Origin of the sequence: Marinovum sp. 2_MG-2023, assembly GCF_030548265.1 — a bacterium.
In the GTDB taxonomy this organism is placed as follows: domain Bacteria; phylum Pseudomonadota; class Alphaproteobacteria; order Rhodobacterales; family Rhodobacteraceae; genus Marinovum.
In genome coordinates, this window is the sequence record NZ_JAUOSD010000021.1 from 47619 (window position 1) to 61969 (window position 14351).

The window sequence follows — 14351 nt, forward strand, 5'->3', positions numbered from 1 at the left end:
ATTTTTAGCGGGTTTCAACTTGGTTTAAGAGACCGGGCTCAGAGATTTCCGGCCCTGACTGCAAAAGGCTTTGATGTAATGCCACATCTTCTGCAGCACGCTTCCCCAGGGTTCTGCGGGCAAAGGCGAGAAGCGCGTCGTCTCGTGGAAGGCTCTGAAATATATGTGGTGTTTTGGCGTCGTTGGCCACAACGTTGAGGGCTTTCAAGCTTTCAAAACCCTGATCGAGATGCTCCAGCGCGCAGACCATTCGAAAACGGCGCGCCATAACACGGCGCGCGCCCGTGCAGGTCGGGTCTTCTTCTCCCCAAACAATCCCCCGGCACTGGCTGGATTGCGCATAAGACGATTCTTCTGAGACCAAGAGGTCAATCCCGTCTTCCAAAGACAGGTCTTTGAGTTTTTGGTGCCAGGCCCCAAGCTGCGGAACGGCGCGGGCGTAATGTAGAAAGGATACCAGCCGTTCGCCGGGATCACGCACTACAGTCATCCAGATAGGCAGAGCCAGAAGCTGGCGTGCAATCCGGCCGGGCAGCGCGAAAAAGGATCCGGTAAAGACCTGCCATGCATCCTGGTCAAGCATTGTCTGTACCGCGTCCGGATTGCCGGGGTTGAAAGACACCACACGCTCTTGTGGGAGGTGATCGCGGAACGCTTGTTGCAGTGAGCGACCCCCAGTGCGTGGCTGGTGCAGATGGATCAACCGGTTCTCGCGCGCGCGCCCGGTCAGCTTGGGGGGCGCCGCATTGGCCTGTTTGCCATCGGTAAGGATAAAGAAACGACCGATATGACCGGTCCGACCCCCAAGATTTTTGTCGCCCTTGTGGAGTTCCGTTTCCGGCACGTCCGGGTGCTGGCGCAGGGTCAGGTTGGTCAGCGGTTCCGGCTTGAACTGAACCGCGCCGATACGTTCGTAATAACAGAACGCGTCATAGCCTTTGGCCAGATGCGAGAAATTCCCCGAGGTCGCGGTCACCGCGCCGGTGGTCGGGCCAAGCAACATCGAATAACCCATCACCTGAACCGGTTGCGGACCGAAATCGAACGTGACGCTTTCACCACCGGCGATATTGACCACATCCTGTACATAACCGCCGCGGCTATAGACCTTGGTTGCGGGTTTGCCTTTGGCGCAGGTATGCGCGGCGATGCTGGAAAACGGATTCGGCAACTGGCACAGGGCCTTGCGCGCGGTCTCGGGAATCTCGGGCACGTCGAGGAGGTCCATAAAGGCGTCGGTAAAGACTTCCTTGCCCCGATCACTGGGATGGACCACATCGCGCAGCATATCCTTGCCCAGCGGCACCGATTTGTATCCCAACCCGTATTGCGCGCAAAACGATTTGTGCATGGCCCAGAGCCAGTCACCCTGTTCCACGACATCTTCGCGCGGCAGGTCGAAAAAGGAAATCCGGCGGATGCCGCGCGTTGCGGCCGCATTGGCCAGTGCCTGAAGCGATGCCATGTGATCATTGCGGTGGCGCCCCTGGGCACGCAGCTGCGAAGTGGCGATTTCATAGATCACATAGTCAGGCGTATAATGATCTAGGATCGCGCCGATGACATGGCGAAGTTCAACCGGTGTCCAGCCGCCGATCCCCACCTTGTCAAAGGTCAGATCACCCCGATCCGCTGTGCGTCTGCGGGCGAATTCAACAAAGGACATCTCGTCGGTGACACTGAAGCCCACAACCAGTACGCGGCTTCCAGCCTTTTGATTGTGATCGCGTCTCACTTGTGTCGTGCCTTCTCGCTTGCCTGTGGACCTTAGCTCTCAACGAGCTCGAAATTCCGTATATATTCGCTGCTGACCAGTTTTTGCGGATCAGGCCCAAGGTGGTGCACCATCTTGCAATGGATGATGTGAATATCGTCCCAACGGCCCTGTTTGTGCAATTCAAACAGGATCTTGCACTGTGCATTCCATTGGGTGTTGGACAGGATCTTGCGAGGAACATTCGTAAGTTTGTTGACGGTCTTGTTCAAAGCGCTCTGATCGCACAGGCGGGACCAATTGCTGGTCGCAGGGGCACGAGATTGTGCAAGAAAGGTCGAGACCCATTCACGACCGACGCCATAGTCGCGCACGGTGTCGCGAAAGGCGAAAACGCCGGAATTGTAGAACTTGGGGTTGGAGAGGCTCAAAAGGCCCGCGGCGTTTGGCCGGTCGGAATCCGCCAATGCGTCGTATTGTTCTTTGGGATAGTGGGCGACGGGTTCATTGGTTAGAACAATCTGGGTATCGCCGTCACGCAGGGCCTCGAAGATCGGCACAAGAGACTTTCGGACATAGGTGTCCGTGTCCAAAAACAGCGTATACTGATAAGGAGAGAAGTTGATTGTGTTGATCTTGACACCGCGGCTGCGTTCCATGGCATCCGACAGCCTCAGGCCGGTATTGGAGACCTCTTCGGTGAGATCAAGATAAGAGATTCCGGGCACATCTTCCAAAAGCACCCGAGCCAACGCACCCTCCCAGGAATAGGCGACGGTGATCGGGAGATCCGGGTGCACGGCACGAATAGACCGGATAGAGGTACGCATCTCTTTGAAATACGCCTCGCCAGTCGCCGCATAGATTACTCCGCAGTTCTCAAGACCCTCAAGGCCCATCGGCTCACCTTCCATACCCGCACCATATCTACGGGCCTATTTGGCATCCGCTTTATCCGACGGATGGATATCTTAAACCGTCTCTGATGCAAAGAGACAAAACGGCAACCCGGCCCGCCTCGCGTCTTCGCATCCGACGTGCGTCTTGGCTAAAATTCGCAGACAGCGACCGGGCACTGCCTATTTTTTGTGACGAATGCTGATGCCCGCCAGGAGGGGGCGCCAATACTCTGGCACCAAGGCGGTATTCTGAGAATACAATGCCTGAAGTTTGTTGGTTCCGGTTCTCAGAGCGAAGTTGATGTCGGCAAGAATTTCAGACGATAGCTCTGAGTTGAGGCCGACATAGGACTTGTCCTTTGGATCGACGGCTGTCGTGATGCGCAGGATCGAAATGTCGCCGTTTTTTTCCACCTTTTTCAGACCCTCCAGGAAGTTTGGGCTGATACTGCTGGACCGGAGTTCGACAAAGTAATGGCCATTTGAGTAAACGACTTTGACGAGCAGCTTTTCATAACGCTTGCTCAACTCCACCGGACTTTTGGGGTGGATCATCAGTATTTTGTGGGGCGCTTTGTCGTTGTTATCCATCGCAACGGTAAAGCGATTGGCCAGCAGAATGTCTTGAACTCCGGCGGTGTTTGCCGCTGTGGGCGCCGGTGCCGGTGCAGGGACGGGGGCTGGTTTGTCGCCTGTCTCTTCGGTCGAGGAGAGCAGGCTGGCCATGTTCTCATCTGATAGCTTTGCCAGCGCCTCGTCTGAGATCAGCTCGCCGGTGCCGCCGGTTTGACCTTCGGGCAGAAAGGTTTCAATGGCGTGCATGAAATCGCGTGCAAACCCGCGGCGGGCCTCGTTGTAATCGGTCTCGCGGGTCGGCAAGTCGTCATATCCGTCCAGTTCCCCCATAATATCGGCCAGCGCCACAGGGTCATGGCGGAAGAAGAAACGGCAGCATTCCGTCAGCTGTTCCTTGTGGACCCCGAGGTCAGAAGCCACGACGAACTTGCCCATGGATTTGGCGTCTTCGATCACAGTGGACCAGCCTTCAAACAACGATGGCTGTACCACGTAATGGGCTCCGTTCATCAGGCAAAGCTGATCGGTCCGGGGAATGAAGCCGAGGAAATGCACATTATCAGCGATGCCCCATTCAACAGCCTGCTGTTTGAGATAATCACTGTAGCCGGCAACCCGATAATCGTTTTCATTGCCGGTAAAGACGATATGCACGGTGGTGCCGCGCTGTTTCAGCAGCGCAACGGCGCGCAGAGCGACAATATGGTTCTTGTGTAGCCAGACCTGATTGGCGCACATCACATACCGTTCCGGAAGTTCATATTTGACCCGGGTACTTTCGACGGCGTTTTCATCATGCCGATCAAAGCTGGCAAAGCGTACCACGGAAATGTTTTCGCATTCGCCCGGATAGAAAGCCTCGACATCTTTGCGCACATCTTCGCTGCTGACCACAAGACCGGCAGTGGCAAAACGTCCGCGGTGATGGCCCTGGCGTGCCTTGAGCTCATCTTCTGAGAAGAAGTAACTCAAGTGCAATTCCTGAAAATCGGGAATCCAGGAAACCGTGCGCATCTCATGGCCGGGCGTGGGATGTGGGAATAATGCGTCAAACGGCAAGGACAGCTTTTTCGCCTGATATTGAGACTCGTGCACCCAGCCAAGCCGTTTGTACCCGGTTTCCTGAATAAAGCGGATCGAGTCCGGTTGGGAGCTGATCAGATAGACAAAGGCCTGTTCCTCTTCGGGAAGCAGTGCCATCGCCGCGATCAGGTTTCGGATGTAGTAACTTCCGCCAACCCAGTCCGTATTCAGCTCAAAATGGATTCCGATCTTTTTCACAAGCGGTGCCCTCAGGATTGGTCTTGCTGCAACTGCGGCAAAACGTTTGTTTGAAACCAAGTGGCGTATCTGGCCAGCCCATCTTCCAGTGAAACCCGAGGGGTCCATCCTGTCGCAAGCGAGGCTGTTACATCGGCCACATAGTCGCGTGGGTCGCCAGGACGAACCTCGCCATTAAATGAAATGGGATCGGTGACACCATAACAGCTGGCCAAACGCTGGATAATCCTGCGGATTGCCACTTTCTCTCCGGTGGCCCCGTTCAAAATCGGTACCTCGGTACTCGCACCGCTCCACAGTTGCACGATCAACTCGGCAGCGTCTTCGACGTGAATCCAGTCGCGGGTTTCTTCTCCGGTGCCAAAAAAGCTCAGCTCACCTCGGTTCAGCTTATGACTGGCATCCCAAAGCAATTGCTTGCGCAGTCCGTTCCCATAAACAGAAAACAGCCGCACGATGACACAGGGCACGTCGAAATAAGTGGCGTATTGCTGCACCAACGTCTCTCCCATGCGTTTGTTGATGCCATAAGGAGAGATTGGGTTAGAAGCGGTCGTTACCTGGATCGGCATATCATGGGTACGCCCGTAAATTCCGGCGCTGGACAAAAAGACTACCGGGATCTTGCCGTTTTCACGCGAGAAGTTGAGCACCTCTGCCGTGGATACGACATTCCGGTTGAAATCGACCATGGGGCGCTGCAGCGAAAGCGGAACAGACCCGCTGCCGGCGCAATGAAAGATCACATCGGCCCCGTCTGATGCCGCTGCCAATGAGCTGGCGCTGATGCCGCCGGGATACCATTTTTCCAATGACAGGATTTTGCGATCCTCATCAGACATTTCCGAGTGCCCGATCCCGCTTACGTGGCAGCCCTGTCGCGCCAGGTGTTGCGTGATATGGCGACCAATAAAGCCCGCAGCCCCGGTTACAACCGCGCGTTTGGGGGCGAGCGTCACAGCGTCATTCGGGTCCCGTTTAAGCATAATAAGCGGTCCAATCTTCTATTTTTTAGCGGAAAATTCAATTTCCGGTATCGGCAGGTCAGTGAAACGCTGGGCCTGTTTGAGATGCTGCTGTGCGGCGATTTCATCGTTGCGGGCAAGGATTTTTGCCGGGTTGCCGCCAACAACACTGTAAGCTGGCACATCTTTGGTTACCACGGAATGCGAGGCAATAATTGCACCGTCGCCAATGGTGACACCTTTCATGATGAGCGAGCCAAAGCCGATCCACACACCATCACCAATGGTGACCGGTGCCGATGCCACATCATGCCAGGTCTTGAAGCCACCCATTTGGCCGCGGACCACGCCGATGCGCCAGTCATCAGCGTCGTTTTCGCGCATTCGTCGATCCAGAGAATGGGCATTGCTGTCCATCACGACCACATCCCAGGACAACATCACATTGCGCCCGATCTTGATGCCCCCCGGTTGGGTGCAGATAAGGAGACAGCCGCCCCCGATAGAACTACCATCGCCGATGCTGACCTTGCCGGTGCCGCGTTCAAAAACAATTGTACCGTTGACGTCACAGCGCTCTCCGACCACCACATAGGGTCGGTTTTCCTTTTGCACCCGAACATCGACATAAAGCCCTTCGGTTCGGCTGTCCTGCCCTGCAACAATGACATCGGACTTGGGCGTCGAATGCGGTGCAGGCAGGAATTTGGCGAGATCTTCGTCAAAGACATCAATGGATTCAACGATGAACCCGAGATTGCGGCCCTGCATGGTGGCCGTAGAGACCGCGTGGATTTTTACCACCGCGTCATCTTGAGTCACGTCCAGCGGGAAGGCATAGGTTTTCTGTTTATCGATATCAGCTTCGATACAAGGGAAGGTCGAGATGAAGCGCTCTGTTTCAAATACCAGAACCTGACCGGGGAGGGCATTGCGCAGGTTGATATGGAACACCGGGCGGGAATAGCCGCGCAGATTGAGGCGCACAAAAACATCGCTGCCATCACTCCACGCAAAGGATCCGGGGTGATTGGGGACCCCGCCGCCGTCCTCGATACCCCAAAGGCCGACAACCTCATGCTGTTTCAGTGTGCGCGACAGGGGGTGCAGGCCGGCAGTGGCCTGTGATGCGGGCACCGGGTTGCTGCCTTGATGCGAGAGGATCGGGTGAAACTTGGCTCCGGGGGCCCAGTCGGCAAGGTTATCGATCCAAGATGGGCAGTATTTGCGGATTAGATTAAATTCGGCACTGCCGCCATAGCGCAGCAGTAACAGAAGTTCATCTAGCTTTAGGGCGGCGAGAACCTCGTTGACGAATTCCGACCGGTATTCTTCGTCCACCACATGTTCAATGAACATCGCAGGCATGACATAAGTCACGGCCAACGATGGCATGCGCGTCAGCAATCCGGTCTCTTCAAACAAATCCAGGCACAAGCGCCGGATATGGAGGAATTCAAAGACCCGCCGCGTCCGCACCTTCATAATCGAATCCGAGCGCTGCAGATAATAATAGCTGACCGTCGGATCAATATAGATCGTTTTGACCACGGACACGAGTTTGAGGGCGAAATGATGGTCTTCGTAGTAATATCCAACCGGGAAGGTCAGGTCATTGTCATGGATTACACGGCGCTTGACGATGAACCGCCAGGTTTGTGCACTCCAACCTGCGATCGAGGCGTAAAGATCTTCGGATTGCCCCGGATTCCACACCGTGCCTACCATAGCAGGGCGGGCTGACATATCGTTTCGGATTACATCATTTTCGTCGATAAAGGCGTAGTTGATGAAATAAGCGTCGGGGCTTTCATCGTTCAGAACCCGGGATATCCGGTCAAGACAGCCATCCCGCAAATGATCATCGGCATCGACAAACCAGACATAGTCACCCCGGCTCAATTCCAATCCAGAAAGTCGGGCCTGGGCCAAACCGCCGTTGGGCTGAGAGTGAATCCGGACCCGTCCATCAATCGCGGCAAAGGCGCGCGCTACCGCCAAAGTGTGATCCGGACCGCCGTCATCCACAACAATGACTTCGAAATCTTCAAATTCCTGCATCAAGATCGAATTCAGTGTGCGCCCGATAAAGCGGCCGACATTGTACGAGGGCAGCACAATCGACAACAATGGCGTTTCGGGGGGCTTCACGTCCTGGAAGCGCAGGCCGTTCTTTTCATAAAGTGCGCCGACTTCGTCCCATTTAATGCCGTCAAAAATTTCCAGCGTTTCTTCAAGCGATGGGCCTTGAGCCTGCAACGCCAGCGCCGCGCTGATATTCAGCGGCAGGTGGTCGTATTTTTTCAACACCGGGGCGATGGTGGCGGGCTCTTTCCAGCCCCGCGCGCCAAACAACAGCGCCAGCGCATCTTCGCGTTCGATATCAATGCCGGGAAAGTTCTGCTTGATCAGGCCATGGGCCTCTTGCCAGACCAGATCGGGATTGTTGTTGGACATGCCGGTCAGCGGGAACATCACCACGGGCTGCGCGACATAGGTAAAGCTACATCCGGCATGGATGGCACGATGCATCCAACGTGAATCCTCGGCCATTGGGTAGGTTTTACCAAAATAACCAACCCGGTCATAAGCGGCGCGGGTGGCAAACATGCCGTTATGGCCAACCGGGCCGCCGCTGACAAAGGCGTTGCGCCCCCAAGGCTCGTCGTGGCGCTTGGTCAACACCCCATTGTTTTGAAGTTCCAGCGTCTGGCCACCATAGACATCGCTGTCGTTTTCGTAATGCAGCCGGGCCACCGCATCCAGCCCGCCGGGCAGGTAACAATCACCCGCCCCGACAATGCCGATTAACGTGCCGCGGGCCAGAGAAAGCCCCTTGTTGAGCGCATCATAAAGCCCGTTGTCAGGTTGGCTGAAGCAATCGGCTACCACGTTGGGCCATTGCTTGACGATATCCAGCGTATTGTCCTTTGACCCACCATCCAGGACGATGCATTCCACATCCTCACGTCCCTGGTTTTCGATTGAGCGCAGGGTCGCTGGCAAGTCATCAGCAGCATTAAATGTTGCGATCAGCACGGTAAACAAGGGGGCTTTGTGGCGCTGAGATGCGGTGTGCACGATACGCGCTGGCCCGCGCGACCAATCCACCCCGACAAATAGCGACAGCGCCTCTTCGCTCCGGCCCTGTGCGCCCAGTTCCTGTGACAGGGCGATGTTCAGCCGCGCCGAGCGTAGGCCGCGCAAGCGTGCGCCTGCATCATCTGCCACAGGCTTGCCATTCAGCACGCTGTCAATCAGCTGAATGTCACTTTCTGATAGGGCAAGTTCCGGGAAGATCGTCCGCAGCTCATCCTGCGTGGGGCGCATTTTGGCAAAGGGTTCTGCTGGTTCTACCAGCGCTGTCTTCAGGCTGACGCTTTTGATCCGGTCCGCTACAATCTTCGCCAATCCATGACGGAACGGCGCACCCTCTTTCGTCGGCCACCAACCGCCAGCTTTGACAAAGAGGGCAGGCGTCACAAAGGCCGCCTCCGGGCTACAGGGCAGCGCCGCAACCATAAGCCGGAAGTCCAACGGGTCCGCCGGGGCGTCGCTGTCTTTTGAAGCCTCCTTCAGAATGCAGGCCCCAATGATCAGGTCAGCATTCTGCTCCTGGCGTGCAGCCGCAACAAACGACAATGCGTCAGCAGTAAGACGGCTTCCCGCATTCAGAACCACCATCATTTCGCCGCTCAGGCCAGAGGCAGCTTTGCGCAAGGCAACTGAAAGATCGCCGTCGTAGGATTGGAACGTGATGCCGCTCTGTTCAGGAAGAGACGCTTTCTCACTTGCCTTCACGAGGATCACGGCCTCGGTCACACCACCGGTCTCGCCGATGGCCAGAGACTTCACCGTGGCGATCAGATCGGATTCCCTGCCGTTTGAAATTACGATAGTTGAAAGATCGATCATATTAACTTCCCGCAAAATGAGTCAAAACCTACGTAAATTCAGTCTTAGCTAAATGGAAATCTGCGCGCCAAAATTAGCCTCGTACAGTTTCAGAAGTCCGGAACCAATCATATGTCTCGCGCAATCCGTCTTCGAGTCCAACCTGCGCCGTCCACCCCATATCAGCCAGCCGACTGACATCCATCAGTTTGCGCATTGTGCCATCGGGTTTTGACGGGTCATTGCTGACTTGGCCCTCAAATCCGGTAACCTTTGCTACCATTTTGGCCAGATCGAGAATGGAAATATCGGTGCCGGTGCCGACATTAATATGGCTCAACATCGGTTCGGTGTTGGCCTCATAAGTTGCCTTGTCGAGGTCGAGCACAAAGAGGCTGGCTTCTGCCATGTCATCAACATGCAAAAACTCACGCATCGGTTTGCCGGATCCCCAGATAACAACCTCGTCCAACCCGTCGCGCGCCGCTTCATGGAAGCGGCGGATCAGCGCGGGAAGAACATGGGAGTTCTCGGGATGGAAATTATCCCCCGGACCATAAAGGTTCGTCGGCATCACAGAGCGATAATCGGTGCCGTGCTGTCGATTATAGCTTTCACAGAGCTTGATGCCCGCGATTTTGGCCACTGCATAGGGCTCGTTGGTGGGTTCCAACACGCCGGTTAGCAGCGCATCCTCTTTCATCGGCTGCGCCACAGCGCCCGGATAGATGCAAGAAGACCCCAGCTGCAAAAGGCGCTTCACACCCGCGTCAAACGCCTGATGGATCACGTTGCATTCGATCATCAGGTTTTCATAGATGAAATCGGCCGGATAGGTGTTGTTGGCGTGAATGCCACCCACTTTTGCAGCGGCAAGGATCACCACATCTGGCTTTTCAGTCTGCATGAAATCGCGCACTGCAATCTGGTTGCGCAGATCGAGTTCGGCACTGGTGCGGGTAATCAGCTCGAGTTGCTCACCGGCATCTTTTCGGGCCTGAAGTTTGCGCAAGATCGCGCCACCGACCATGCCACGATGGCCTGCGATATATATTTTCGTCACTATTAAACTCCTGCAGCTAAGCCCTTTTTATCACAAGCCGGTTCGAAAGCCTTCCGGTTCGTAACCCAAAGCACGGCATTCTTCCCCGCGGTACTTTACAAAAAGATCTATCTGCCGATCAGTCAAATAATCTAAATAATTATTTTTTTTCTGCTTCCAGAAAAATTTCCCGTCCGGTTTTGTCGCCGTGGAAGTTTCGCTCAAAGCAGAGCTGAGCGTCGCATCGTCAATACCCAGGAAATCTCGCAGCGGCGCGAGGGCCGCCTGAGCATCGGCAAGCAGGTCCTCGTATTTCAACAGGATCGCGGGCACCTCGCTTTGCGTCATCCAGAAATTGTTATGGTCGAAATAGCTGCCAGTCGTTTGAGCGAACTCCAAAGCTACGTGTCCGGTCGTCACAAACGTATCGAAGTATAGATCGAAGAGATCGGTGCCATGAATCTCTTCGACAGAAGAGAACTTGATGGGGGCTGTTCCTGTTACGTTGTCGGAAATAAAATTTAGATAGGATACAAAAACATCCAGCGGATTACGGCGAATATGAACTACTTGGGTTGTGTCCAGTTTCTGGCCACGCCAGTGTTTTACGTTGTGACCGGCATGAAGCTTGAAGAAACGGTGACCGTTGAAAGTATGTGCTTCAGAAAGCTGCTGGTTATGGAGGTCTGGAATTTGACTGGCATTATTAGCCATTATGGACCCCAGAATGACGCGTATCCACGTGTTTCCCGACTTAGGAAACGAATAAATTCCGACTAAGCTCATTGGTATTACCCCTTGGTTTTGGTGGCGTAGTTAGGCCCCATTTAGCCTTCCAGCGAAACCGGCACATCCAACCCATGCTCTTTCAAAAGAGCGTGGCGCTTGGCGGACTTGAGGTCTTCTGCGACCATTTCAACACACATTTCCTGTGCTGTGATTTCCGGCACCCAACCCAGAACCTTCTTGGCCTTGGCGGGATCGCCCAGAAGCGTTTCCACTTCTGCTGGGCGGAAATAGCGCGGATCGATTTTCATCAGCACATCGCCCACCTTCAGCGCCGGGGCATTGTCACCCTCGATGCTGGCGATGGTGGCAATCTCGTCGACACCGGTGCCGGTGAATTCCAGTTCGATGCCCAGCTCGCGTGCCGACCATGTGATGAATTCACGTACCGAATACTGAACGCCGGTGGCGATGACGAAATCTTCGGGCTCGTCCTGCTGCAGCATCATCCACTGCATGCGCACGTAGTCTTTGGCGTGGCCCCAGTCGCGCAGGGAATCAATGTTGCCCATATACAGGCACTGTTCCAGACCTTGGGCGATGTTCGCCAAACCGCGGGTAATCTTGCGGGTCACGAATGTCTCGCCGCGGCGTGGGGATTCGTGGTTAAACAAGATACCGTTGCAGGCATACATGCCGTAGGCCTCGCGGTAGTTCACCGCGATCCAATAGGCGTACATCTTGGCCACAGCATAAGGCGAGCGCGGGTGGAACGGGGTTGTTTCAGTCTGCGGAATCTCTTGCACCAGACCATAAAGCTCAGAGGTCGACGCCTGATAGAAACGGCACGTCTTCTCCATTCCAAGAAAGCGGATGGCCTCCAGAAGGCGCAGGGTGCCGATAGCATCCACATCTGCGGTATATTCGGGGGCTTCAAACGACACCGCGACGTGGGACTGCGCGCCAAGGTTATAAACCTCATCGGGCTCGACTTCGCGCAGGATGCGGGTCAGGTTCGACGTGTCGGTCAGATCGCCGTAATGCAGCGTCATTTTTGGATTGGGCTCGTGGGGATCTTGATAAATGTGATCCACACGCTGGGTGTTAAACAGCGAAGCGCGGCGCTTGATACCGTGTACTTCATATCCTTTGGCCAGCAGGAACTCTGCAAGGTAGGAACCGTCCTGCCCGGTGACACCGGTGATCAATGCTTTTTTTGTCATAGTTGCAATCCGTTGTTTAATACCTTCAGCCAGCGCAAATACCATTCAGTTAGCAACGAGCGCACGCAAGCCACATTCGGTGTCTGCCTAGCAAAGAGTGTCTTTGATCACAAGATGAGAAAACTAAAGCCCCCGACGCCAAGCGCATGGCCAGAGGTGGCGCTGCTTTTTCGACCAATTTTTAGCCTTGTTAAGATGGATCAGGGTTTCATTTAGGCTGCTAATCTCATTGGGTCGATACATTCCCGTCTTCCATGTTTGAAATGCCAGCGATCCGTAGTTCTTTGACCAGCCGGCCTTGCAATGTTCGGTTCGCGCGTTCCACGCGGCCTTTGGCCTGAGAAGAATTGGCGCAGATGATCTCGATGTTCAGTTCCGCAAGGGCGCGGCCAAACTGCGTCATGCCCGTCATGTGTTCGTTGGGCGTTGGAACCCGGAACACGGTGTGCTTGTCACTGTAGAATGCAACAGGACGACCGTGATTGAGCAGATAGCTTTCCAGGGCTTCAAAGTAACTGAAGGTGCTCTCGGATGTGACGAACCGTAGCTCCATCAACGTATTGGGGGCGTCGTCGATGAAGACGAGCAGGGTACAGGGATTACCCCGGTCCTCGAGCCAACGATGGTCAGACCCGTCGATCTGGATCAACTCGCTGAAGCATTCCCGCCGCAAGCGCGGCTGGTGAAACGTCCGGCGCTGTTTGCGCGAAAGCCAGATTCCGGCATCGGACATCCATTTGCGCGCCGTCTCGCGCGAGACCTTGAACCCGTGGTGCTCGGCCAGCATCTCTGCTGCCAAGGTCGGCCCGAAGTTTTGGTGTGAGCGATACTTCAGGTGCGACTCCTATTGCTTCTGAGGGTAGGGGGGGCGACCCATTTCCTCCAACATCTTTTCTCGGAAGACCTCGGCGGGAGTCTTCCATCCGAGGCATTTTCTGGGCGTTGCGTTGAGGCTGTCACAGATCATTTTCAATTCATGATCTGTGACAGCCGTGATGTCGCGCTTCCTTGGCAGCCATCTTCGCGCACGTCGGTTTGTGTTTTCGACCGTGCCTTTCTGCCAGGGCGAGGATGGATCGCAGAACCAGGTTTGCGTCCCGATCTCAGCCTGCAAGTGCGGCCAGCTGACGAACTCGGTGCCGCGGTCGAAGGTGATTGAACGTCGCGCGATGTGGGGCAGGTCACGCACAGCTTTCATGATCTTGCCCATGACAGATTTGGTCCGCTTGTTCGGGTTCTTCAACAGCACAGTGAACCGACTGACACGTTCGACCAGTGATGTGACGTTCGCCTGCCCAAAGCGTTGTTTGAACAAGATAAGATCAGCCTCCCAGTGACCGAACTGGCGGCGGTGTGCGACATCGTCCGGGCGGAACAAGATGCTGACATCACGGTCGAACTTAGGCTTCTGGCGCTTTCTGGCACGACGCGGTCTGCGGGCTTTGCGATGGTCGGGCAGGTACCACCATAGCTCTTTTTCCATGCCTTCCTTCGAATAGATGTAGCGGTAGATCGTTTCCTGACAAACGCGCAGTTTGGCACCTTCATAGATCATCCGGTTACCGATCTGCTCGGGCGTCCAGCCTTGCTTGATCCGTTCGGTGACGCGCTTGCAAAGGTCCGGATGGCGGATCAGCTTACGTCGCACGGACCGACGCTTATCAGTCCGCAACTGTGCAGCATTGACCGAAGTAACCTGCGTACTTCTTCGGGAAGACATCATCGGTCCAAAAGTTACGTTTGATCTCCCGGAAGATCGTCGATTTGTGGCGCTTGAGGACGCGCGCCATCTCGTGGACAGGCACCTTTGCATGCCACCAGTTCTCAATCTTACGGCGTTCTTGCAGTGATAGTTGCGTGTAAACGGCTCCCATGCCATGATCTCCCATTAGATAAGCCATTGTTTTCTAATAGGAGTCGCACTTCAGGGTAGCGCGCTCCCGGCGCTTGAGGCTGTTGCAACCAAGTTGAAATGTCACCGGGTTTGCAAAGCAGAAGTGTCACCGTGGGGCCTGGAAGCAAAGCCTGACA

At 55.1% G+C, this 14351-nt stretch carries 8 protein-coding genes and 2 pseudogenes; all 10 read right to left on the reverse strand.

Features of this window, described 5'->3' with window-relative positions:
- Positions 1 to 4 precede the first annotated feature (4 nt).
- The 10 genes and pseudogenes from Q4577_RS19020 to Q4577_RS19065 all read right to left on the reverse strand — a co-directional run bounded on the left by Q4577_RS19020 (position 5) and on the right by Q4577_RS19065 (position 14194).
- Positions 5 to 1735 carry a hypothetical protein gene (locus tag Q4577_RS19020; protein ID WP_303567643.1) on the reverse strand — a complete coding sequence of 577 codons (1731 nt, stop codon included), beginning with the start codon at positions 1733 to 1735 and terminating at the stop codon, positions 5 to 7.
- 32 nt (positions 1736 to 1767) lie between these two features.
- Entirely contained in the window at positions 1768 to 2628 is an 861-nt protein-coding gene (locus tag Q4577_RS19025) for a putative nucleotide-diphospho-sugar transferase (RefSeq protein WP_303471873.1), read from the reverse strand.
- A 165-nt stretch (positions 2629 to 2793) separates the two neighbouring features.
- The gene (locus Q4577_RS19030) at positions 2794 to 4470 is read right to left on the reverse strand and encodes a glycosyltransferase family 1 protein (RefSeq protein WP_303471875.1); all 1677 of its coding nucleotides are present in this window, start codon (positions 4468 to 4470) and stop codon (positions 2794 to 2796) included.
- A gap of 11 nt (positions 4471 to 4481) precedes the next feature.
- Positions 4482 to 5456: an NAD(P)-dependent oxidoreductase gene (locus Q4577_RS19035; protein ID WP_303471878.1), complete on the reverse strand. Its 975-nt coding sequence runs from the start codon at positions 5454 to 5456 to the stop codon at positions 4482 to 4484.
- A gap of 18 nt (positions 5457 to 5474) precedes the next feature.
- A complete protein-coding gene (locus tag Q4577_RS19040) occupies positions 5475 to 9350 on the reverse strand; it encodes a glycosyltransferase (protein WP_303471880.1) in 3876 nt (1291 codons plus the stop codon).
- A gap of 73 nt (positions 9351 to 9423) precedes the next feature.
- Entirely contained in the window at positions 9424 to 10392 is a 969-nt protein-coding gene (locus Q4577_RS19045) for a GDP-L-fucose synthase (RefSeq protein ID WP_303471882.1), read from the reverse strand.
- A gap of 30 nt (positions 10393 to 10422) precedes the next feature.
- On the reverse strand, positions 10423 to 11157 hold the full coding sequence (locus Q4577_RS19050; protein WP_303471884.1) for a sulfotransferase domain-containing protein: 735 nt from the start codon (positions 11155 to 11157) through the stop codon (positions 10423 to 10425).
- Between the two features lie 41 nt (positions 11158 to 11198).
- A complete protein-coding gene (gmd, locus tag Q4577_RS19055) occupies positions 11199 to 12320 on the reverse strand; it encodes a GDP-mannose 4,6-dehydratase (protein ID WP_303471886.1) in 1122 nt (373 codons plus the stop codon).
- A 241-nt stretch (positions 12321 to 12561) separates the two neighbouring features.
- Positions 12562 to 13140, reverse strand: a pseudogene (locus tag Q4577_RS19060) (ISNCY family transposase); the annotation flags it as partial.
- Positions 13141 to 13164: 24 nt separating this feature from the next.
- Positions 13165 to 14194, reverse strand: a pseudogene (locus tag Q4577_RS19065) (IS30 family transposase).
- Positions 14195 to 14351: the final 157 nt, after the last annotated feature.